The 19,861-nt window shown below is 66.7% G+C and carries 18 protein-coding genes; 8 read left to right on the top strand and 10 right to left on the bottom strand.

All coding sequences use genetic code 11. The annotated features are described in order from the left end of the window. Positions 1-52 precede the first annotated feature (52 nt). From dapD to map, 3 genes are read right to left on the bottom strand one after another with little or no spacing between them, the layout of a single operon-like run. Complete coding sequence (gene dapD, locus CNR27_RS11485) at positions 53-1,006, bottom strand: 2,3,4,5-tetrahydropyridine-2,6-dicarboxylate N-succinyltransferase (RefSeq protein ID WP_245815813.1); 954 nt, start codon at positions 1,004-1,006, stop codon at positions 53-55. Next, positions 916-3,498 carry a [protein-PII] uridylyltransferase gene (gene glnD, locus CNR27_RS11490; protein ID WP_096298900.1) on the bottom strand — a complete coding sequence of 861 codons (2,583 nt, stop codon included), beginning with the start codon at positions 3,496-3,498 and terminating at the stop codon, positions 916-918. Before glnD ends, dapD begins: the two co-directional genes overlap by 91 nt. 49 nt (positions 3,499-3,547) lie before the next feature. Further along, positions 3,548-4,330 (bottom strand): type I methionyl aminopeptidase, encoded by a 783-nt coding sequence (gene map, locus CNR27_RS11495; RefSeq protein WP_096298902.1) that lies wholly within the window; start codon positions 4,328-4,330, stop codon positions 3,548-3,550. Between the two features lie 609 nt (positions 4,331-4,939). On the opposite strand from map, the gene rpsB reads away from it, so the two are divergent. Together rpsB and tsf are read left to right on the top strand one after the other, a co-directional pair. Next, positions 4,940-5,737, top strand: a complete 798-nt coding sequence (gene rpsB / locus CNR27_RS11500) for a 30S ribosomal protein S2 (protein ID WP_096298904.1) — start codon at positions 4,940-4,942, stop codon at positions 5,735-5,737. A 126-nt stretch (positions 5,738-5,863) separates the two neighbouring features. Continuing rightward, positions 5,864-6,742, top strand: a complete 879-nt coding sequence (gene tsf / locus CNR27_RS11505) for a translation elongation factor Ts (RefSeq protein ID WP_096298906.1) — start codon at positions 5,864-5,866, stop codon at positions 6,740-6,742. 195 nt (positions 6,743-6,937) lie between these two features. On the opposite strand, the gene galU is transcribed toward tsf, so the two are convergent. The 7 genes from galU to cmk form a co-directional block, all read right to left on the bottom strand. Next, on the bottom strand, positions 6,938-7,840 hold the full coding sequence (gene galU / locus CNR27_RS11510; protein WP_096298908.1) for a UTP--glucose-1-phosphate uridylyltransferase GalU: 903 nt from the start codon (positions 7,838-7,840) through the stop codon (positions 6,938-6,940). Then, positions 7,837-9,747 (bottom strand): polysaccharide biosynthesis protein, encoded by a 1,911-nt coding sequence (locus CNR27_RS11515; RefSeq protein ID WP_096298910.1) that lies wholly within the window; start codon positions 9,745-9,747, stop codon positions 7,837-7,839. The genes galU and CNR27_RS11515 overlap by 4 nt, the downstream gene beginning before the upstream one ends. Further along, entirely contained in the window at positions 9,740-10,738 is a 999-nt protein-coding gene (locus tag CNR27_RS11520) for an MraY family glycosyltransferase (protein ID WP_157745425.1), read from the bottom strand. The genes CNR27_RS11515 and CNR27_RS11520 overlap by 8 nt, the downstream gene beginning before the upstream one ends. Before the next feature lie 11 nt (positions 10,739-10,749). Continuing rightward, positions 10,750-11,928: a lipopolysaccharide assembly protein LapB gene (lapB, locus tag CNR27_RS11525; RefSeq protein ID WP_096298913.1), complete on the bottom strand. Its 1,179-nt coding sequence runs from the start codon at positions 11,926-11,928 to the stop codon at positions 10,750-10,752. Between the two features lie 180 nt (positions 11,929-12,108). Continuing rightward, the gene (locus CNR27_RS11530) at positions 12,109-12,411 is read right to left on the bottom strand and encodes an integration host factor subunit beta (protein WP_096298915.1); all 303 of its coding nucleotides are present in this window, start codon (positions 12,409-12,411) and stop codon (positions 12,109-12,111) included. A 62-nt stretch (positions 12,412-12,473) separates the two neighbouring features. Continuing rightward, positions 12,474-14,162 carry a 30S ribosomal protein S1 gene (gene rpsA, locus CNR27_RS11535; RefSeq protein WP_096298917.1) on the bottom strand — a complete coding sequence of 563 codons (1,689 nt, stop codon included), beginning with the start codon at positions 14,160-14,162 and terminating at the stop codon, positions 12,474-12,476. 241 nt (positions 14,163-14,403) lie between these two features. Further along, a complete protein-coding gene (gene cmk / locus CNR27_RS11540) occupies positions 14,404-15,081 on the bottom strand; it encodes a (d)CMP kinase (RefSeq protein ID WP_096298919.1) in 678 nt (225 codons plus the stop codon). A gap of 113 nt (positions 15,082-15,194) precedes the next feature. Between cmk and ykgO the strand changes: the two genes are divergently transcribed. The 6 genes from ykgO to CNR27_RS11570 all read left to right on the top strand — a co-directional run bounded on the left by ykgO (position 15,195) and on the right by CNR27_RS11570 (position 19,635). After that, positions 15,195-15,320: a type B 50S ribosomal protein L36 gene (gene ykgO / locus CNR27_RS11545; RefSeq protein ID WP_005913193.1), complete on the top strand. Its 126-nt coding sequence runs from the start codon at positions 15,195-15,197 to the stop codon at positions 15,318-15,320. 171 nt (positions 15,321-15,491) lie between these two features. Continuing rightward, positions 15,492-15,818 carry a hypothetical protein gene (locus CNR27_RS11550; RefSeq protein ID WP_096298921.1) on the top strand — a complete coding sequence of 109 codons (327 nt, stop codon included), beginning with the start codon at positions 15,492-15,494 and terminating at the stop codon, positions 15,816-15,818. A gap of 4 nt (positions 15,819-15,822) precedes the next feature. Then, positions 15,823-16,863: an agmatine deiminase family protein gene (locus tag CNR27_RS11555; RefSeq protein ID WP_096298923.1), complete on the top strand. Its 1,041-nt coding sequence runs from the start codon at positions 15,823-15,825 to the stop codon at positions 16,861-16,863. Between the two features lie 106 nt (positions 16,864-16,969). Further along, positions 16,970-17,872 carry a carbon-nitrogen hydrolase gene (locus CNR27_RS11560; RefSeq protein ID WP_096298924.1) on the top strand — a complete coding sequence of 301 codons (903 nt, stop codon included), beginning with the start codon at positions 16,970-16,972 and terminating at the stop codon, positions 17,870-17,872. Between the two features lie 4 nt (positions 17,873-17,876). Continuing rightward, positions 17,877-18,407, top strand: coding sequence for a GNAT family N-acetyltransferase (locus tag CNR27_RS11565; protein ID WP_096298926.1), 531 nt, complete (start codon positions 17,877-17,879; stop codon positions 18,405-18,407). A gap of 4 nt (positions 18,408-18,411) precedes the next feature. Next, on the top strand, positions 18,412-19,635 hold the full coding sequence (locus CNR27_RS11570) for a TraB/GumN family protein (RefSeq protein WP_096298928.1): 1,224 nt from the start codon (positions 18,412-18,414) through the stop codon (positions 19,633-19,635). Positions 19,636-19,861: the final 226 nt, after the last annotated feature.

Raw genomic sequence — 19,861 nt, forward strand, 5'->3', positions numbered from 1 at the left:
GCGAGAGGTATCGGCCGAGGGAGCCCGATTCGCGTGCCCCCGGCCTCGCAACTCAGTCCGCCAGGCCACGCAACAGCTCGTTGACCGAGGTCTTGCTGCGGGTCTTCTCGTCCACCTGCTTGACGATCACCGCGCAGTACAGCGAATGCGAGCCGTCGGCCGCTGGCAACTGGCCCGACACGACGACGCTGCCCGGCGGCACGTAGCCATAGCTGACCTCGCCGGTGGCACGGTTGTAGATGCGCGTCGACTGGCCGAGGAATACGCCCATGCCGATGACGCTGTGGTGGCCCACGACGACGCCTTCGACCACTTCGGAGCGCGCACCGATGAAGCAATGGTCTTCGATGATCGTCGGGCTGGCCTGCAGCGGTTCGAGCACGCCGCCAATGCCGGCACCGCCCGACAGATGCACGTGCCGGCCGATCTGCGCGCAGGACCCCACCGTTGCCCAGGTATCGACCATCGTGCCCTCGCCCACGTAGGCGCCGATGTTGACGAAGCTCGGCATCAGCACGACATCGCGGCCGAAGTAGGTACCGCGCCGTACCGCGGCGCCCGGCACCACGCGCACGCCGGCGGCCTTGAACTTCGCCTCGTCATATCCGGCGAAACGCGCCTCCACCTTGTCCCAGAACGGTGCAGGCTGCGCGTCGACGACGGCCATGTCGTTGGTGCGGAAATACAGCAGCACCGCCTTCTTGAGCCATTCGTTGACCTGCCAGCCGCCATTGCCATCAGGTTCGGCGACACGCAGGCCGCCCGATTCCAGGCCCTGCATGACCTGCTCGACCGCCGGTTTGACGATATCGCCGATCTCGTCGGCGGTCAGTTCGGCGCGGCGCGCGAACGCGTCCTCGATGGTGGTCTGCAGGGCGTCGGTCATGGCGGAGTCTTGTCGCGAAAAACGGGGCGCTATCGTGCCATGTCGCCGTCGATCGATGCGAGCAGCGCCTCGCGCAGGGCCTGCTGGGCATGCTCGTCCAGGGGGCGGCCATCCCCGCAGCTGAGCAGGAACACGTCCTCGACGCGCTCGCCGAAGGTGGCCACGCGCGCATCGTGCACGCGCACGCCCTGCTGGCGCAGAACATGGGCCACGTCGGCCAACAGCCCTGGCCGGTCCGTGCAGACGAGGCTGAAGACGGTATGCCGCCCGCTGGCGCTGAGGTTGAACTCGATCTGCGGCGGCACCCGGAAATGCCGCAGATGCCGCGGCTGGGCGCGGCGCGCCGGGCGCGGATCCGGCTCACCGCACAGCACGCTGGTGAGCTTGCGCTCGATCGATGCGAGTTCCAGCGACTGGCGCGGGTCGGCCGGCAGCACCTGGAAGACGTCGAAGATCGTGCCGCCCGGGCCGTCCAGGGCGCGCGCCTGCTGGATCACCAGACCCAGCCGGTCGAGGGTGATGACGATCGCCGAGAACAGGCCGTCCCGATCGGGCGAATGCACGAAGACCTCCAGCGCTTGCGCGCCGGCCGCCAGGCGGCGCACACGGACCACGACGTCGCCGTCGCGCGTGTCGCGCAGGCCCAGCGCCTGCCACACCACCTGGTCCGCGCGCCCGCGCAGGAAGCTTTCCTGGGGAATGCGCGCAAACAGGGCGTCAGCCTCGGCGTCATCGACGCCATGCGCCGAGAGCAGGCCGCGCGCGCGGTCGCGCGCCTCGGCGATGCGCTCGGTCGCGGCCACCGGATTCTCCAGCCCGCGCCGCAACGCGAGCCGCGTCGCGCTGCGCAGATCGGTCAGCAGCCGGTCCTTCCAGGCATTCCACAGCTTCGGCGAGGTGCCGGCGATATCGGCGCAGGTCAACAGGTAGAGATAGTCGAGACGCTCGCGATCGGCGACCTCGGTGGCGAACCTGTGGATCACCGCGGGGTCGGAAATGTCGAGCTTCTGCGCGCTGGTCGACATCAGCAGATGACGGCGCACCAGCCATTCGACGAGCGCGGTATCGGCTTCGCCGAGGCCATGGCCTTCGCAGAACTGGCGAGCGTCGATCGCGCCGAGCACGGAATGGTCGCCGCCGCGGCCCTTGGCGATATCGTGGAACAGCCCCGCGATCAACAGCAATTCGGGCTTGCGCAGCTGCGGCCACACCGCATGCGCGGTGGAGAAGCGCTCGTCCGGGGCTTCCGACGCGAAGCTGGCGATGTTGCGAAGCACCGCGAGCGTGTGCTGATCGACGGTGTAGACGTGGAACAGGTCGAATTGCATGCGCCCGGTGACGTTGGCGAACTCGGGAATCCATACCCCCAGCACGCCCAGTCGCGCCATCCGCTCGAGCGTGCGGACCGGAATCGGACCGCGCAGCAGCGCCAGGAACTGGTCGCGCAGTTCAGCCGACGCGTTGCGCCACGACGGCAGCGCATGCAGGGATTCGGCCAGCGCACGCGCAGTCTGCGAATGCAGGCCGCGCAGTTCCTGGTGATCGGCCCACATCGCGAACAGGTCGAACACGCGGCCGATGTCCCCACCCGGCCAGACATCGTCGCGTGCAACCAGATAGCCGCGCTGGCTGCCAAACTCGGCGTCGAGCGGCTGCAGCGTGCCCTCGCCTTCGATCTGTTCCTCGAAGCGCTGCAACATGCGATCGCTGATCCGCTGCACCACTGAGGCGCTGCGGTAGAACTCCTGCATCATCTTTTCGACGAGCCGGTTCTCGACATCCTCGGCCTCCGCCGCATCGACATGGTGCAGACGCGCGGCGAGCGCCTTCTGGTAATCGAAGCGCAGACGCTCCTGGGCCTTGCCGGCGACCAGGTGCAGACCGAAGCGCAGCCGTGACAGCGTGCGACGCTCGCGTTCGAGCGTCGCATGTTCGTCGACGCCGAGCTGGCCCAGCGCGATCAGCTCCTCGGTGCCATACACACCGAGCACACGCCGCGCCATCCAGCGCAGGTTCTGCACGTCGCGCAAGCCACCGGGCCCTTCCTTGATGTTGGGTTCCAGGTTGTCGGCGGTATCGCCGAAACGCGCATGGCGCGATTCAAGTTCAGCGCGCTTGGCGTGGAAAAAATCGTCCGCGGGCCAGACCCGGGTATCGGCGATCGCGTCCATCAAGGCCCGCACCTCGCCGATGTTGGCCAGCAGCGGCCGCGCTTCGAGCAGCGCGGTCAGCACGGTCACGTCGGTGGCGGCGCGCGTGCACTCTTCGAAACTGCGCACTGCGTGGCCCACCGGCAGCCCGGAATCCCACAGCAAGGCGAGCATGCGGCCGAGCGCGTCGGCGTGTTCGGCCTGCGCGTTCGCCGCGGCGATCACAAGCAGATCGATGTCGGAGTGCGGAAACAGTTCGCCGCGGCCATAGCCCCCCACAGCGAACAGCGCCAGCGGCGCATCGCCTGGAATGCACCTGGCCCAGGCCTTGCGCACCCAGCCATCGACCGCGTTGGCGCGTGCAGCGAGCAGGCGGTCGATGTGCTGGCCGGCATCGAAGCCCTGTGCAAGCCGGGCATCGTGGGCCCCGAGTGCAGCGCGCGCTTCCGCCACCCACGCCATGTCGCCGCAATCGGCGCCCGGGACCGCGGGGGCAGTGCGCGCTGTCACGTCAGAGGAAGGCGTCGTTGTCGTCGCCCGGGATCCGGGTCAGCACGTCGACGCCGTCGGCGGTGACCGCGACCATGTGCTCCCACTGCGCGGACAACTTCCGGTCTTTGGTGACCACGGTCCAGCCATCCGGCAACACCTTGGTGAAGCGCGTGCCCTCGTTGATCATCGGCTCGATCGTGAAGGTCATGCCCTCCTGGAGGACCACGCCCGCGCCCGGCGTGCCGTAGTGCAGCACCTGCGGCTCGTCGTGGTAGACCTTGCCGATTCCGTGGCCGCAGTACTCGCGCACGACGCTGAAACGCTGGGCTTCCGCATGCTTCTGGATGGCATGACCGACGTCGCCGAGGGTGGCTCCTGGCCGCACGGCATGGATCCCCTTCCACATCGCCTCGCGCGTGACTTCGACCAGCCGACGCGCCATCACCGACGGCGTACCGACGTAGTACATGCGGCTGGTGTCGCCGTGCCAGCCATCCTTGATGACGGTCACGTCGATGTTGATGATGTCGCCGTCCTTCAGGACCTTGCCTTCGCTTGGAATCCCGTGACAGATGACGTTATTAACCGAGGTGCAGGTGGTCTTGGTATAGCCCTTGTAGCCGACGTTGGCCGGCGTCGCCCCCTGCACGTTCACGATGTGCTCGTAGCAGATGCGGTCCAGCTCTTCGGTGGTGACGCCCGGTACCACGTGGGGGGCGACGACCTGGAGCACCTCGGCCGCCAGCCGGCCGGCCACGCGCATCTTCTCGATTTCTTCGGGGGTCTTGAGTGAAATGGTCATACGTCCATTATCACCCAGCCCGCGAGGCATGCAATTTCGAGGCGGGCGATCCGCAGCGCAGGCGCTGCCTCCACCCGGTCGAACAGCTTGCCGAGCCCGAGCCGGGCCGCGTCCTGATTCCTCACGGCGCCCGTTATCGCAGCGGACGATGAACAGACGTTCGGCTGATGGCCGGGTGCCGGCCCAGCAGGGTGCAGCCCCCGCGACTACCCGGACACGATCACCATCACTCCGATCGCCCCGCTTGCGAGGCCGCACATCCCGGGCGGGCCGCCCCCATCCTTCGTCCGGGAAGTCACCGCGGTCGGTCTGCGAGACCCGTAGCCCAGGTATTTGCCGGCAACCCCTTGAGCGGGCTATAGTTGCGCGCTTCCCTCCCGGCCCGCCGTGAAGGACGCCGACACGGGGCGACACCCGTGAATACACACCTGCCGCATTTCCCCGTGCCGGGGTGCCCGACGTCTCTTCACGGAGCTCGGGTTCGGCCACGGAGGCGACAGGGAGGCCCAACCCCGGAACCGTGTGCGCGTCCCTTCAAGGGCGCACATCCTTGCGCGGACTTACCAAGACAGCCTCGCAGGGCACCGGTTCCCCCTCAGGAGTTCTGCAATGCCCCAGATCACCATGCGTCAGATGCTGGAAGCCGGCGTCCACTTCGGCCACCAGACCCGCTACTGGAATCCCAAGATGGCGCCGTACATCTTCGGCGCACGCGGCAAGATCCACATCATCAACCTCGAGAAGACGGTTCCGCTGTTCAACGACGCGATGAACTTCATCTCGGGTATCGCGCAGAAGCGCGGCATGATCCTGTTCATCGGCACCAAGCGCAGCGCGCGCGATGCGATCAAGGAAGAAGCCGAGCGTTGCGGCATGCCGTTCATGACCCAGCGCTGGCTCGGCGGCACGCTGACCAACTTCGCCACGGTGAAGAAGTCGGTGTCGCGCCTCAAGGAGCTGGAAGCGGCCGAGACCGACGGCACGTTCGAGAAGCTGGTCAAGCACGAAGTGCTGGGCCTGCGTCGTGAGCGCGAGAAGCTGGAAGCCTCGCTGGGCGGCATCAAGGAGATGCACCGCCTGCCCGACGCCCTGTTCGTCATCGACATCGGCCACGAAGACATCGCGATCAAGGAAGCCAAGAAGCTCGGCATCCCGGTGATCGCGGTTGTGGACACCAACTACGACCCGAGCCTCGTCGACTACGCGATCCCGGGCAACGACGACGCGATCCGCGCCGTGCAGCTGTACGCGAACGCCGCAGCCGACGCCGTGCTCGAAGGCAAGGCCGCAACGCCGACCGCCGGCAACGTGCGCGAGGAAGAGTTCGCCGAAGAAAGCGAGAAGCCGGCGCGCGCGCCGCGTGGCAAGAAGTCCGACGACGCCGTGGCAGCGCCCGCGGCCGAGTAACCGCTGCGACAGGCGGCCGTCCCGTGCTGGACGGCCACCTGCTTCGCCGTGCGCCAAGTAGCTGCCGGCGTCGCCGCGGCACGGGCCACGGCCCATACGACACCCCCCCGAATTCAGAGGTTCCCAATGGAAATCACCGCATCCCTGGTCAAGGAACTGCGCGAGCGCACCGGCGCCGGCATGATGGAATGCAAGAAGGCACTCAGCGAGAACAGCGGCAACATCGACGCTGCCGCCGAGGCGCTGCGCAAGTCGGGCCTGGCCAAGGCCGACAAGAAGGCCGACCGCATCGCCGCCGAAGGCCGCATTGCCGCGGCGCAGAACGACAGCACTGCCGTGCTGGTCGAGATCAACTCCGAGACCGACTTCGTCGCCAAGGACGACAACTTCCTGCGTTTCGCCGATACCGTTGCCCAGGCAGCCCTGTCCTCCGGCGCCGCCGATGCCGAGGCCCTGAAGTCGGTCAAGCTCGAATCGGGCGAGACGGTCGAGGAAACCCGCGCCGCCGTCATCGCCAAGGTCGGCGAGAACCTGCAGGTGCGTCGTCTGGTCCGCGTCGAGAGCGCGAACAACATCGCGGCCTACGTGCACGGCGGCCGCATCGGCGTGCTGGTCGAACTTCAGGGTGGTGACGCCGAACTGGCGCGCGGCCTTGCGATGCACGTCGCGGCAATGAACCCGCCGTACAACAAGGCGAGCGATGTGCCGACCGACTTCGTCGAGAAGGAAAAGGAGATCGAGCTGGCGAAGATGTCCGACAAGGACAAGAGCAAGCCCGCCGACATTCTCGAGAAGATCATCAGCGGCAAGATCAACAAGATCGTCAACGAGGTCACGCTCTACGGCCAGCCTTATGTGCTCGACACCGACAAGACGGTCGAAGCCGTGCTCAAGGCCGCCGGCGCGGAAGTCGTCGGCTTCCAGCGTCTGGCTGTCGGCGAAGGCATCGAGAAGGTGGTCGAGGATTACGCTGCCGAAGTGATGAAGCAGGCAGGCCTGGCCTGACCGATGGGTCGTCGGCCTCCGGGTCGATGGCTCTGATCCACGAAAAACGCGCCCAATGGGCGCGTTTTTTGTTTTCCGGGATCGATCCCGTGACGCACGAGGACGTTGCGCCACCGGAGATCGCCCTCCTCCAACAGCAGAACGCCCGGCGGATGCCGGGGCGTCGGTCCTCAGGCGATCATGAAGATCGCCAGGTCAATCCAGATCGCGCACACCCATTTCCTGCAGCGCGTTTTGCATCAGCACGGCCGTGTGGGCACTGAGCTGCTCGTTCTCGAGTGCGTAGCGGATCGTAGCCTCGATCAGGCCCAGATGCGTGCCGCAATCGAAGCGCACGCCCTGGAACCGGTATGCGTGGACCGGCTGCTCGGCAAGCAGCGCGGCGATTGCGTCGGTCAACTGGATCTCGCCACCTGCGCCCGGCTGCGTACGCTCCAGCAGGTCGAAGATACGGCCATCGAGCACATAACGCCCGACCACCGCCAGCGTGCTCGGCGCATCGGCCGGCTTGGGCTTTTCGACCATCGAGGTGATCCGGCCGTGGCGCCCATCGAACGCCTCGGTCGCGACAATGCCATAGCTGGCCGTCTGCTCGCGCTCGACATCCTGCACTGCGATCATGCTCGCACCGGTAGCCTCGTGGGCGTCGGCCATCTGTCGCAGGGCACCCGCGCCCTTCCTGTTCCACAGGAGGTCGTCGGGCAGCATCACCGCGAACGGCTCGTCGCCGATGACCGGGCGGGCGCACAGCACCGCGTCGCCGAGGCCGCGCGCTTCCGGCTGGGTCACGAAGATTGCACGCACGCCGTCGGGCAATGGGCGCCGTACCTTTTCCAGCAGCTCGTGCTTGCCGGCAGCCTCGAGCCGATCCTCGAGCTCGTAGGCCTTGTCGAAATAATCGCCAATCGCGTGCTTGTAGCGATTGGTCACGAAGACCAGCGTGTCGCAACCGGCTTCGATCGCTTCGTCCACCGCGTACTGGATCAGGGGGCGGTCGACGATGGGCAGCATTTCCTTGGGCACCGTCTTCGTCGCCGGCAGGAAGCGCGTACCGAGCCCCGCGACGGGAAACACAGCCTTGCGGATCCTTTGCGTCATAGCTGTCTCGCGTGTCGTGGAGGAAAGGCGACGATCGTCGCACCTCCGTTGTGTTTTCCAGGCGAATCCAGAGGGGCGAATTCGGGGACCGCCTCTCGCAGCGTGACTGCAAGAAGATCCAGGTCGTAGCGGGCGACGCCCTCGGTCAGCTTCGCGAGCGCGAGCGAGAGACGCTCCGCATGTACTGTGCGCGCTTCCGCCTGCAGGATCTTGGGATGCGTCGTGGGGCGGTAGCGTTCGTCGGCATGGAACAGGGTCTCGTGCAGCTTTTCGCCAGGCCGCAGCCCTGAGTAGACGATGGCCACGTCCACCTCGGGGTGTTTGCCGGCCAGGCGGATCATCTGCTCGGCCAGCAGACGGATCGAAACCGGCTCCCCCATGTCGAGCGTATAGACTGCCTGCGGTGAGCCGATCGCCACCGACTGCATGATCAGCTGGCAGGCTTCTGGAATCGTCATGAAGTATCGGGTGACCTCGGGATCGGTCACTGTCACCGGTCCGCCGCGACGGATCTGCTCGCGGAACAGCGGCACAACGCTGCCCGCCGAATCCAGCACGTTGCCGAAACGCACGGTGATGAAATCCGTGGACGACGTGCCGGCAAGATCCTGACAGAGCATCTCGGCCAGACGCTTGGTCGCGCCCAGTACGTTGACGGGGTCCACAGCCTTGTCAGTGGAAATCAGGACGAACGTCGAAACCTTGTGGGCAATGGCGGCGAGCGCCACTGCGCGTGTCGCAAGGACATTGTTGCGGACGCCTTCGCGCAGCTGGGTTTCCAGAACGGGCACCTGCTTGTAGGCCGCGGCATGGAAGACGGCATCGGGCGCGGCGAGACGCATCGCGTGGGCGACGACGGCGGGATCGCCGCAGTCGCCGAGCACCGGCACCAGGGAGATGCGGGGAAAGTCGCGCCGCAGCTCACCCTCGATCCGCGTCAGCGCAAGCTCGTCCATCTCGACCAGGGCGATCTTCGCGGTGCCGTTGCGGGCACATTGCCGGCACAGCTCCGCGCCGATGGAACCCCCAGCCCCGGTCACCAGCACGCTTCGACTGTGGAGCCAGGCACGGATCGCTTTCCAGTCGGGCGTCACGGGCTTGCGACCCAGCAGGTCCTCGATCGCGACTTCCTTGAGTTCGCCAGGCAACGAACGGCCTTCGAGCAGATCGTCGAGACGCGGCACGGTCCGAAACGGCAGGCCGGTCCGCTCGCAGGCCGCCACGGCCTTGCGCATGGCAGCGGCATTGGCGGATGGCATTGCGATGACCAGCAGACTCGCCGCAGTCTCCGGTGCCACACGCTCGACGTCGGCAATGCGGCCAAGAACCGGCACCCCTTGCAGCTGGCTGCCGCGAAGCTTGGCCGCGTCATCGAGGAACCCGACCGGATCGTAGGCACCGGTACGGCGCAGATCGCGCACCAGCGTCTCGCCGGCCTGGCCGGCGCCCAGGATCAACACCCGGACCGCGGACTGACTCGTCCGCAGCATCCCATGGTCCTTCCACGCACGGTAAAGCAGCCGTGGCATCCCGAGCAGTGCTGCGAGCAGCAGCGGGTAACTGATCAGGACCGTGCGCGGCACCAGATTCAGGCGGTTGTAGACGAACAACACAAGCATGATCGCCAGCAACCCGAGGACCGACGCCTTGACGATGTTCAGAAGGTCGGGGACGCTCGCGAATCGCCACAGGCCGCGATAGAGCCCGACCCGCCAGAAGATCAGCCCCTGCGCGAGCAGGATCAGGGCGATGTCGGTGGACCACAGCGAGAAGGTCGGCGAGCTTTCCATCACGGAATGACGGAACTGATGCAAACCGACCCAGCAGAACCACACCATTGCCAGGTCATGCAGAATCACAGCCACACGTGGGGCGAGCACTCCCAGCTTGGCCTTGAACTCAATCATGCAGTCGCATCCCTACGACAGAGGCGCGGCGGAGCCGGGCACGCAGAACGAACCAGATGGCAGTACCGACGGCATACCATGTGGCGAAGGCTCCGATGATAACGGGTTGCGACGCTCCTAACGTACCCACAGCCACGACGAGCGATAGCAGCGTCCATGCCGCAAAGCCGCCGGTGACACGTGCATGGGTATAGCCCGCTTGGACGCAGCGCTGATATGCATGCTGGACGTGCGGCATCCAGAACGGCTCGCCGGCGATGATGCGCGAGAATAACGTCAAGGTCGTGTCAATGAGAACGCCGGATAGCGGCAAAAGGACGATCAACAGATCGGCTGGCCTTGGCTCTGGCGTGAGCGCGACGAGGCAGGCCGCCACATAGCCGAGCGCGCCACTGCCGACGTCCCCCAGGAAGATGCGGGCCTTCGGGAAATTCCAGGGCAGAAACCCCGCACAGGCAGCCGCGTATGCAAACGCGAGCAAGGCAGCCATTCCGCGTCCGATCAGCAGGATCCCGACCGCGAAAATAATGGCTTGGGTCACGGCAATACCGTCGATGCCGTCAAGGAAATTCCAGGCATTCACCAGTCCTAGCGTCAGCAAGAATACGCTCGCCGCCCACCACAGCGGCGCTCCGCTGGCCACCAGCGCCCAAGCCAGCAATCCGGCGGCGACAACGTGGACGGCCAGTCGTGCCCAAGGCGACAGCGGACGATGATCGTCGATCCAGCCTACGGCGGCGACGAGCGCCAGGCCGCAGGCACCAGCCAGCAGGACAGGCGAGCCAGTGGCCACGAGCCCGAGCCACACCATGACCGGCAGGACAACTGCGACGACGGCGATGCCGCCGCCCCGCGGCGTCGCAATCCGGTGACTGCGGCGCGCACCGGGCGCATCGACAAGTTGCCGTCGCAATGCATACATCCGCGCCACCATGGTCAGTGCCGACGCGGCGGCAAAGGCGCCGACACCCAGCGCCAGGACGGCGGTCACGGACGGCATATTCAGACCACGGCGTAGTTGAGCAGTGGCTTGATCGTGCCCCACTCCTTGCAGCTGGGGCATTGCCAGTGAAGGCTGCGCGCACCGAACCCGCATTGCTTGCAGCGGTAGCTCGGGTTGCGCACCAGAAGCTGTTCGGTGATCAGGCGCAGTTCCTGCAAGGTCCCGACATGGTCAACACCGTCCGCGAGCGTGAGCTCGATGAGTGCCGCTTCGCCGCGGACCGAAGGTCGGTCCTTGAGCTGCCGCGCGAGATAGGTGCGCGCCGCGTGCACGCCCTCCTCTTGCTCGACCAGACGTGTGAGCGCCAGTACTGGCGCCACGCCGCGGTAGTGCTCGGTCATCTGCGACAGGAAGTTCCGCGCGCCAGGCACGTCGCCGACCCGCTCGTAGGCAGCGAGCAGCGGGCCCAGGATCTCGGGCAGGAAGTCGGCGTCATGCCGCGCGGCCCGCTCGAACGCACGGATCGCCGCGACGTCGTTACCGGCATCGATCTCGATCCGGCCTTCGAGAATGCCGGCGCGCACCGATCCAGAATCCGCTGCATAGGCGCGCTGGACCGCCGCGCGCGCGGCGTCCGCGTCACCGGCCGAACGGAACCGGTCGGCGAGTTCGCATTCGAACTGCGCGATCAGCTTGCCCATCGGCTCGCCGGTCGCGGCCTCGTAGCGGGTGGCGTTCTCGATCGCCTTGGGCCAGTCGCGCTCGGCCTGGTAGATACCGATCAGATGCCGCAACGCCTGCGGTGCGCGCTGGTCGATCCTCGCCAGATCGCTGAACACCGTCTCGGCACGATCCAGCAGGCCTGACTTCATGTAGTCCTCGCCCAGTGCGAGCAGTGCCTGCACCTTCTGCTGATCGTTGAGATCCGCGCGCTGCACCAGGCCCTGATGGAGGCGGATCGCTCGGTCGACCTCACCGCGCCGGCGGAACAGATGTCCCAGCGCGACCTGGGTCTCGAAGGTGTCCTTGTCGAGTTCGGCGATGTGCAGGAACAGCTCGATCGCCTTGTCGGGCTGCTCGTTGAGCAGATAGTTGAGGCCACGGAAATACGTCGTGGACAGACGGCTTACCTGTGTATCGCTGTGTCGCTCCCCGCCCCTGCGCCCGATCACCCAGCCACTGAGCGCTGCGATCGGCAACAGCAGGAAGAACCAGAACCACTCGGTGACAAACGCCATGGATCACGCTCCATCGTGGGGATCGGCCGCGGATACGCGGCCCGGGCCGGCGTGGGGATCACGGCGCGATACGCGCCCGCGCCGATGGTTCGTCGACGATCCTACCCGTTAGCCGATCCTGGACGCCAACAATGCGAGGGACCGCACGGGCGTCATGAAAGAAGTGGACCGCGTTCGCGGTCAGTCGTCGGCCGGCATCGGCTGCACGTTGCTGACGCGATCGCGCAGCTCCTTGCCCGGCTTGAAATGTGGCACATGCTTGCCCGGCAGCGCGACAGCATCGCCGGTCTTGGGATTGCGTCCGGTACGTGGCGGACGGAAATGGAGAGAGAAGCTGCCGAAGCCGCGGACTTCGATCCGGTCACCGTCGGCCAGCGCCCCGCCCATCATCTCGAGCATGGCCTTGACCGCAAGGTCGACGTCCTCGCCCTTGAGATGCGCCTGACGCTGGGTCAGCAGTTCAATGAGTTCCGACTTCGTCATATCTCGTTCTTGCAGATGCGAAAGCGCCGGCCCGGGTGAACCCGGGCCGGCGCTGCAGGGGCTTACTCGCCCTTGTTGCCCAGCTGTTCGCGCAGCAGCGCGCCCAGCTTGGTGGTGCCGCTCGAAGCTTCCGACGCCTGCTTGTTGTACTCGGCCAGGGTCTCAGCGGTTTCCGCCTCGTCCTTCGCCTTGATCGACAGCTGCAGGACACGCGTCTTGCGGTCGACGCCGAAGTACTTGGCCTCGATCTCCTGACCGACCTTCAGGTGCTGGCTGGCGTCGTCGATGCGCTGGTCGCTGATGTCACGCGCCTGCACATAACCTTCCACACCCTCGCCCAGATCGATCACGGCGCCCTTGGCGTCGACTTCCTTGACGGTGCCGGTGACCTTGGAACCGCGCGGGTTGTTCGCCATGAACTGGCCCATCGGATCCTGCTCGAGCTGCTTGACGCCCAGCGAGATGCGCTCGCGCTCCGGGTCGACCGCGAGCACGACGGCCTCGACGGTGTCGCCCTTCTTGAACGCGCGTGCGACGTCTTCGCCGGTGGAGTTCCAGGCGATGTCCGACAGGTGGATCAGGCCGTCGATACCGCCGTCCAGGCCGATGAAGATGCCGAAGTCGGTGATCGACTTGATCTGGCCGTCGACCTTGTCACCCTTCTTGTGGATGGCCGCAAAGGTCTCCCACGGGTTCGAGGTGACCTGCTTGATGCCGAGCGAGATGCGGCGACGCTCCTCGTCGACGTCGAGCACCATGACCTCGAGCTCGTCACCGACCTGCACCACCTTGGACGGGTTGACGTTCTTGTTGGTCCAGTCCATCTCGGACACGTGCACCAGGCCCTCGACGCCCGGCTCGATCTCGACGAACGCGCCGTAATCGGTGACGTTGGAGACCTTGCCGAACACGCGGGTGTTGGACGGGTAACGGCGGGCAATGTTGTCCCACGGATCCTCACCCAGCTGCTTGAGGCCGAGCGAAACGCGGTTGCGCTCGCGGTCGTACTTGAGCACGCGCACGTCGAGCTCAGCGCCCACTTCCACCACTTCGGACGGGTGGCGCACACGCTTCCACGCCATGTCGGTGATGTGCAGCAGGCCGTCGATGCCGCCGAGGTCCACGAACGCGCCGTAGTCGGTCAGGTTCTTGACGACGCCCTTGAGCACGGCGCCCTCGACCAGCTTCTCCATCAGCTGCTCGCGCTCTTCGGAGTGCTCGCTCTCGACGACTGCGCGGCGCGACACGACGACGTTGTTGCGCTTGCGGTCCAGCTTGATCAGCTTGAACTCGAGTTCCTTGCCCTCGAGGTAGACCGGGTCACGGACCGGACGCACGTCGACCAGCGAGCCCGGCAGGAATGCGCGGACGTCCTTGATGTCGACGGTGAAACCGCCCTTGACCTTGCCGCTGATGCGGCCGGTGATGGTTTCGTTCTTCTCGAGCGCTTCTTCCAGCTCGTCCCACACCATGGCGCGCTTGGCCTTCTCGCGCGACAGCACGGTCTCGCCGAAGCCGTTCTCGAGCGAGTCCAGCGCCACCTTGACGGTGTCGCCTTCCGCGACGTCGATCTCGCCGGCTTCGTTACGGAACTGCTCGATCGGCACGATGCCTTCGGACTTCAGGCCGGCGTTGATCACGACGACGTCGGTGCGGACCTGCACGACGACACCGGTGACGATGGAGCCCGGCTTGAGCTTTGCCAGATTGGTTTGACTGGCTTCGAACAGTTCTGCGAATGATTCGGTCATTTGGTGGATACCTGGTGATCTCAGACTGCTTGGCGGCGCCCTGGGGGCGAGGTGCCGGCAGTCCACCCGTTGGTCGGCCGTCGCGGGATTGCAGGGCCGTGAGTGTTGAGGTGGATGGCACCGGCTGGCGGGAGACCCGACGACCGGCATGGATACAGCGGTACTGCTTACAACTGGAACAACTGAGGCAACCGGCGACACCTGCGGGCATCGCCACTGCTGATACGACTCCCGGGGCCGGTCAGCCGCCCTGTCCGGGCAACAAAGCCAGCACCCGCTCGACGACGGTCGCGATGTCCAGGCCCGTGGTGTCGATACGGACGGCGTCTTCGGCCGGTCGCAACGGCGCCACCGCCCGATTGGCATCCCGGGCGTCGCGGGCGAGGATCTCGCGCAGCAGACCGTCCATTGTCACGGAAACACCCTTGTTCTTCAACTGCTTATACCGCCGATCGGCCCGCTCCTCGGCGCTCGCGGTCAGAAAGACCTTGAAGGCCGCATCCGGGAAGATCACCGTGCCCATGTCGCGCCCGTCGGCGACCAGCCCGGGCGCAACCCTGAACACGCGCTGCCGCTCCTTGAGCGCGGCGCGGACCTCGGGAATCGCTGCGATCGCCGACGCAGCGGCGCCGGCGGTCTCGGTGCGCAGCTCGTCGGTGGCATCGTTGCCGTTGACGATCACCCGCAACTCGCTGCCGTCGTCGCGGAAGTCGACCTTGGTGTCGAACGTGCAGCGCACAAGGGCACCGGCATCGTCCAGGTCGAGGTCAGCCCAGCCAGCCGCCACGCCCACCGCGCGATACAGCGCACCGGAATCGAGATAATGCCAACCCAGCCGCTGCGCGACCAGGCGACTGATGGTGCCCTTGCCCGACCCCGATGGGCCGTCGATCGTCAAAACCGGCACCGTTGCCGTCATCTGCGTCTCCTGCGCCGGCTTCGTCTTCGAGACGTGCCAAGCGCTTGAATCATGTGGGAAAGAGCCGCTAGAATAGCCGGCTTGCTGCTCGTATCCCATCCCAGAGGTTCACCATGAAGGTCCTGTCGTCCCTGAAGTCGGCGAAGACCCGCCACCGCGATTGCAAGGTTGTGCGTCGCCGCGGCAAGGTCTTCGTGATCTGCAAGTCCAATCCACGCTTCAAGGCGCGCCAGCGCTGAGACGCGCTGTCGCCGCGCTGCGGACGACAGACGGAAAAGGCCGCAGCGATGCGGCCTTTTTCTTGTCCGGGAGCGGGACCGGCGCGCATCGCCGTCGCGCGATTTCTGTTAAACAGGCGCCTGCGTCCCGCGACGCCGCCAACCATTCCCTGCCTGCCCGGAGTTCCCGCCATGCTGCGTCTCCCCGTCATGCTTTTCGCTTCCGCACTGCTTGCAAGCGCGCCTGCTGCCGCAGACACCCTGCTGATCGATCGCACCAAGCAGTCCGCGAGCGCCGCGCTGCCGACACGCGGCATGTCGATGGCCGATGTCGAAGCCCGCTTCGGCGCGCCGAGCGAGCGCCTGGACCCGCGTGGCGGCCAGAAGCGGCAGTGGCCGACCATCAATCGCTGGGTCTACCCGACATTCACCGTGTACTTCGAGCGCAACAAGGTGATCGATGCGGTCGCCAACCGCGCCACCGCGTCCGAAGTCGGCCCCAAGCCTGCCATCCGCTGAGTCCATGACCGAACCTGTATTGCGCTTCCCCGCGGAGTGGGAACCCCAGTCCGCGATCCTCATCGCGTGGCCGACCGAAGATACCGACTGGGCCGCGCGCCTGGGCGAGGTGGAGGACACCTATATCGCGCTGGTCGGGGCGATCACCCGCTTCCAGCCGGTGGTGATCTGTGTGCCCGACGAGGACGTGCAGAGCTACGCCTACGTGCGACTGGCGTCGAACCGCATCGACATGGCGCGCGTGCGTTTCGTCGAAGCCGATTACGACGATACCTGGCTGCGGGATTCGGGCCCGATCTCGCTGCGCGGCGAACACCAGTTCCGCCTCAACGATTTCCGGTTCACGGGATGGGGCGGCAAGTTCGACGCCAGCCGCGACGACCTGCTGGTGGGCAGTCTCTACAGTGCCGGTGTGTTCTCGCAGGCGGCTGAACGGCGCGAGATCGATTTCGCGCTCGAAGGCGGCGCGATCGAGACCGACGGCGCCGGCACGCTGCTCACCACCTGGCGCTGCCTGCACGAGCGACACCCCGATGCCTCGCGCGAATCGCTCACCGCCAGGCTGTCCGACTGGCTCGCCCAGGACCGGGTGCTGTGGCTGGACCATGGCTATCTCGAAGGCGACGACACCGACGCGCATATCGACACCCTCGCCCGCTTCGCACCGGGTGATGCGATCGTGTTTCAGGCCTGCGACGATCCCACCGATCCGCATTACGCCGAGCTGCAGGCGATGGCGGCCGAGATCGCCGCGCTGCGTACGCGCGACGGTGCGCCCTATACGCTGTTCCCGCTGCCGTGGCCGCAGCCGATCGTCGACAACGGGCGGCGTCTCGCCGCGAGTTACGCGAACTACCTGATCGTCAACGGCGCCGTGCTGATGCCCGCCTACGGCGACCCCGCCGATGCCGCCGCGGCTGCGGTACTCGCGCAGGCGCATCCCGGGCGGGAAATCGTGCAGGTGCCGTGCCGCCCGCTGATCTGGCAGAACGGCAGCCTGCACTGCATCACGATGCAGCTGCCCGCAGGCCTGCTCGCGCACTGAACCCACGCGCGCCACCGTGCGCGCACTGAACGCCGGGGCGTCGCGGCGCAGAGCGCCACGTCACCCGCGGTAGCATGTCCGTCTTCCTCCAGCCCCTGCAGAGCCCATGTCCCGCAAGACCACGTTGCCCGTCGCGCTGATCCAGGAGCGCGCCATCATCGACCGCGGCGCCGACAACGCCGACGCCAACCTGTCGGTCATCGAAGCGCGCGTGGCGGAGGCCGCCGCGCAGGGCGCCCGGCTCGTGCTCCTGCAGGAACTGCACAACGGTGCGTACTTCTGCCAGGAAGAGAACGTCGATGCGTTCGATCTCGCCGAGCCGATCCCGGGTCCGAGCACCGAGCGCCTGGGCATGCTGGCGAAGAAGCACGGCATCGTCGTGGTCAGCTCGCTGTTCGAGCGCCGCGCGGCCGGGCTCTACCACAACACCGGCGTGGTCTTCGACGCCGACGGCAGCCTGGCGGGCAAGTACCGCAAGATGCACATCCCCGACGACCCCGGCTTCTACGAGAAGTTCTATTTCACGCCCGGCGACATCGGCTTCAAGCCCATCGATACGTCCGTGGGCCGGCTCGGCCTGCTGGTGTGCTGGGACCAGTGGTATCCCGAAGCCGCGCGCCTGATGGCACTCGCCGGCGCGGACCTGCTGCTCTATCCCACCGCGATCGGCTGGGATCCGGGGGACGACGATGCGGAGAAGACCCGCCAGCGCGATGCCTGGATCCTCAGCCATCGCGGCCATGCGGTGGCCAACGGCCTGCCGGTGCTGAGCTGCAACCGGGTCGGCCACGAACCCTCGCCGCTCGGCGCTGCCGGGATCGACTTCTGGGGCAACAGCCACGTACTCGGGCCGCAGGGCGAGTTCCTGGCCCAGGCAGGTGGCGATCCGACCCTGCTGACCTGCGAGGTCGACCTGGGCCGCAGCGAGGACGTGCGCCGGATCTGGCCGTTCCTGCGTGATCGCCGCATCGATGCCTATGGCGACCTGCTCAAACGCTACATCGACTGATCCGATGCCGGTCGAACTCCGCGACGCCGTCGACGCCGACTTCGACGCCATCACCACGCTCTACGCCCGCGAAGTCGAAAGCGGCGTCGCCACCTACGAGTACGACGTACCCGACGCTGCGGAAATGCGGCGTCGGTTCGCGGCGCTGCATGCGGCCGGCTACCCCTATCTCGTTGCCGAACGCGACGGTGCATTCGCCGGCTATGCCTACGCCAGCAGTTTCCGCGCGCGCATCGGCTACCGCTTCACGGTCGAAAGCTCGGTCTACGTCGAACACGCGCAGCATGGGCAGGGGATCGGCCGGCTGCTGATGGAGCGGCTGATCGACCTGTGCACGCAGCGTGGCTATCGGCAGATGATGGCAGTGATCGGTCCGCCACAGGACGGCCCCTCGGTACGTTTCCACGAACGCCTGGGTTTCCGGATCGTCGGCGTGCTGCCGGGTACCGGACGCAAGCACGGCCGCTGGCTGGACACGATCCTCATGCAGCGCGCCCTCGGCGACGGCACCGCCTCTCCTCCCGACAACGAATGACCCGATGACCGAACCGATGACCGGCGCCCCTGGCGCCACGGCCTGGCAGTCGCAGCCGCACGCGATCGTCGAGCGCGACGGCGTGCGCTACACCCTGCTTGGCACGGCCCACGTATCGAGGATCAGTGTCGACGCGGTCGAGAACGCGATCGGCAGTGGCGACTTCGATGCAGTGGCGGTGGAACTCGACCCGCAGCGGTTGCAGGCGATCAGCGATCCCGATGCCCTGGCCAAGCTCAACCTGGTGGACGTGATCCGCAAGGGCCGCGTGGCCCTGTTCGCGGCCAACCTGGCGCTGTCAGCCTATCAACGCCGGCTTGCCGAGCAGCTCGGCATCGAGCCGGGAGCCGAACTCAAGCGCGCCGTGACGATGGCCAACGAGCGCGGACTGCCGGTGGCGCTCGTCGACCGTGATGTCGGACTCACGTTCAAGCGCGCCTCGCGTCGGCTGGGCTTCCTCGGGCGCATGAAGCTCATGGGCAGCCTGATGGGCGGCCTGCTGGCTTCCGACAAGCTCGGCGAAGAGGAGATCGAGACCCTCAAGCAGGGCGACATGCTGGAATCGAGCTTCGGCGAGTTCGCCAAGTCGAGCCCCGAGCTCTATGAGACCGTGATCGCCGAGCGCGACCGCTACATGGCCGCGCGGCTGCGCCAGAGCGCTGGCACGGCGCGTGAGGTTCTGGCGGTTGTCGGTGCCGGCCACCTTGCCGGGCTCGCCCGTCACCTGGCACAGGACGGCCAGTCGCCGGAACAGACCCGCGCCGAACTGGAAGCCGCACCCGCCGGCCGCAGCCTGCGCTGGCTGATGACGCTGATCACCCTGCTGATCCTGGCGATGATCGGCTGGGGTTATTACCAGGGCGGCGCGGAGCTCGGCCGGCAGCTGGTCAAGGAATGGGTGCTGATCACCGGTGGCTTCGCCGCGCTGGGCGCGCTGGCCGCACTGGCCCATCCGTTGGGCATCCTGGCCGCGGCGATTGCCGGGCCGCTCAAACCGATCCGTCCACCGGGCATTTCCCCGGGGCTGTTCAGCGCACTCATCGAAGCGCAAGTGCGCAAGCCCGCCTATGGCGATTTCCTGGCCCTGCGCGACGATGCCGGCACGCTGCGCGGCTGGTACCGCAACCGTGTCTCGCGGACCATCCTCAACTTCATGCTGACCAACATCGGCTCGAGCATCGGTGTATGGGTGGCCGGCCTCCGGATCGCGGGCAAGGTCTTCTCCTGAGACGCGCCGGCTGCAGAGGCCGGCACGCACGCTCGCGGTCGGCACTCATCCGCAGGCGGTAGCCAGGGCCGGAGTATGAAATCCGTCCGCACCCGATCCGACACTTCCATTCCGGGTGAGACGTCCGGACTGTCGTCTGGCCAGCCACGCGAATCCGGGGAAGAGCGCCCCCGGCGATGACGGCGGGCGCAAGCTGACGACACGGGCGTCGGACGAGGCGCACCGG

Source organism: Luteimonas chenhongjianii, from assembly GCF_002327105.1.
Lineage (GTDB): Bacteria > Pseudomonadota > Gammaproteobacteria > Xanthomonadales > Xanthomonadaceae > Luteimonas > Luteimonas chenhongjianii.

What these genes read in the sequence shown, in the direction of transcription:
- glnD (WP_096298900.1), bottom strand. Translation starts at nt 3,498, where the DNA reads ATGGCGTGGGTGGCGGAAGCGCGCGCTGCACTCGGGGCCCACGATGCC.
- map (WP_096298902.1), bottom strand. Translation starts at nt 4,330, where the DNA reads ATGACCATTTCACTCAAGACCCCCGAAGAAATCGAGAAGATGCGCGTG.
- rpsB (WP_096298904.1), top strand. Translation starts at nt 4,940, where the DNA reads ATGCCCCAGATCACCATGCGTCAGATGCTGGAAGCCGGCGTCCACTTC.
- tsf (WP_096298906.1), top strand. Translation starts at nt 5,864, where the DNA reads ATGGAAATCACCGCATCCCTGGTCAAGGAACTGCGCGAGCGCACCGGC.
- galU (WP_096298908.1), bottom strand. Translation starts at nt 7,840, where the DNA reads ATGACGCAAAGGATCCGCAAGGCTGTGTTTCCCGTCGCGGGGCTCGGT.
- CNR27_RS11515 (WP_096298910.1), bottom strand. Translation starts at nt 9,747, where the DNA reads ATGATTGAGTTCAAGGCCAAGCTGGGAGTGCTCGCCCCACGTGTGGCT.
- lapB (WP_096298913.1), bottom strand. Translation starts at nt 11,928, where the DNA reads ATGGCGTTTGTCACCGAGTGGTTCTGGTTCTTCCTGCTGTTGCCGATC.
- CNR27_RS11530 (WP_096298915.1), bottom strand. Translation starts at nt 12,411, where the DNA reads ATGACGAAGTCGGAACTCATTGAACTGCTGACCCAGCGTCAGGCGCAT.
- rpsA (WP_096298917.1), bottom strand. Translation starts at nt 14,162, where the DNA reads ATGACCGAATCATTCGCAGAACTGTTCGAAGCCAGTCAAACCAATCTG.
- cmk (WP_096298919.1), bottom strand. Translation starts at nt 15,081, where the DNA reads ATGACGGCAACGGTGCCGGTTTTGACGATCGACGGCCCATCGGGGTCG.
- ykgO (WP_005913193.1), top strand. Translation starts at nt 15,195, where the DNA reads ATGAAGGTCCTGTCGTCCCTGAAGTCGGCGAAGACCCGCCACCGCGAT.
- CNR27_RS11550 (WP_096298921.1), top strand. Translation starts at nt 15,492, where the DNA reads ATGCTGCGTCTCCCCGTCATGCTTTTCGCTTCCGCACTGCTTGCAAGC.
- CNR27_RS11555 (WP_096298923.1), top strand. Translation starts at nt 15,823, where the DNA reads ATGACCGAACCTGTATTGCGCTTCCCCGCGGAGTGGGAACCCCAGTCC.
- CNR27_RS11560 (WP_096298924.1), top strand. Translation starts at nt 16,970, where the DNA reads ATGTCCCGCAAGACCACGTTGCCCGTCGCGCTGATCCAGGAGCGCGCC.
- CNR27_RS11565 (WP_096298926.1), top strand. Translation starts at nt 17,877, where the DNA reads ATGCCGGTCGAACTCCGCGACGCCGTCGACGCCGACTTCGACGCCATC.
- CNR27_RS11570 (WP_096298928.1), top strand. Translation starts at nt 18,412, where the DNA reads ATGACCGAACCGATGACCGGCGCCCCTGGCGCCACGGCCTGGCAGTCG.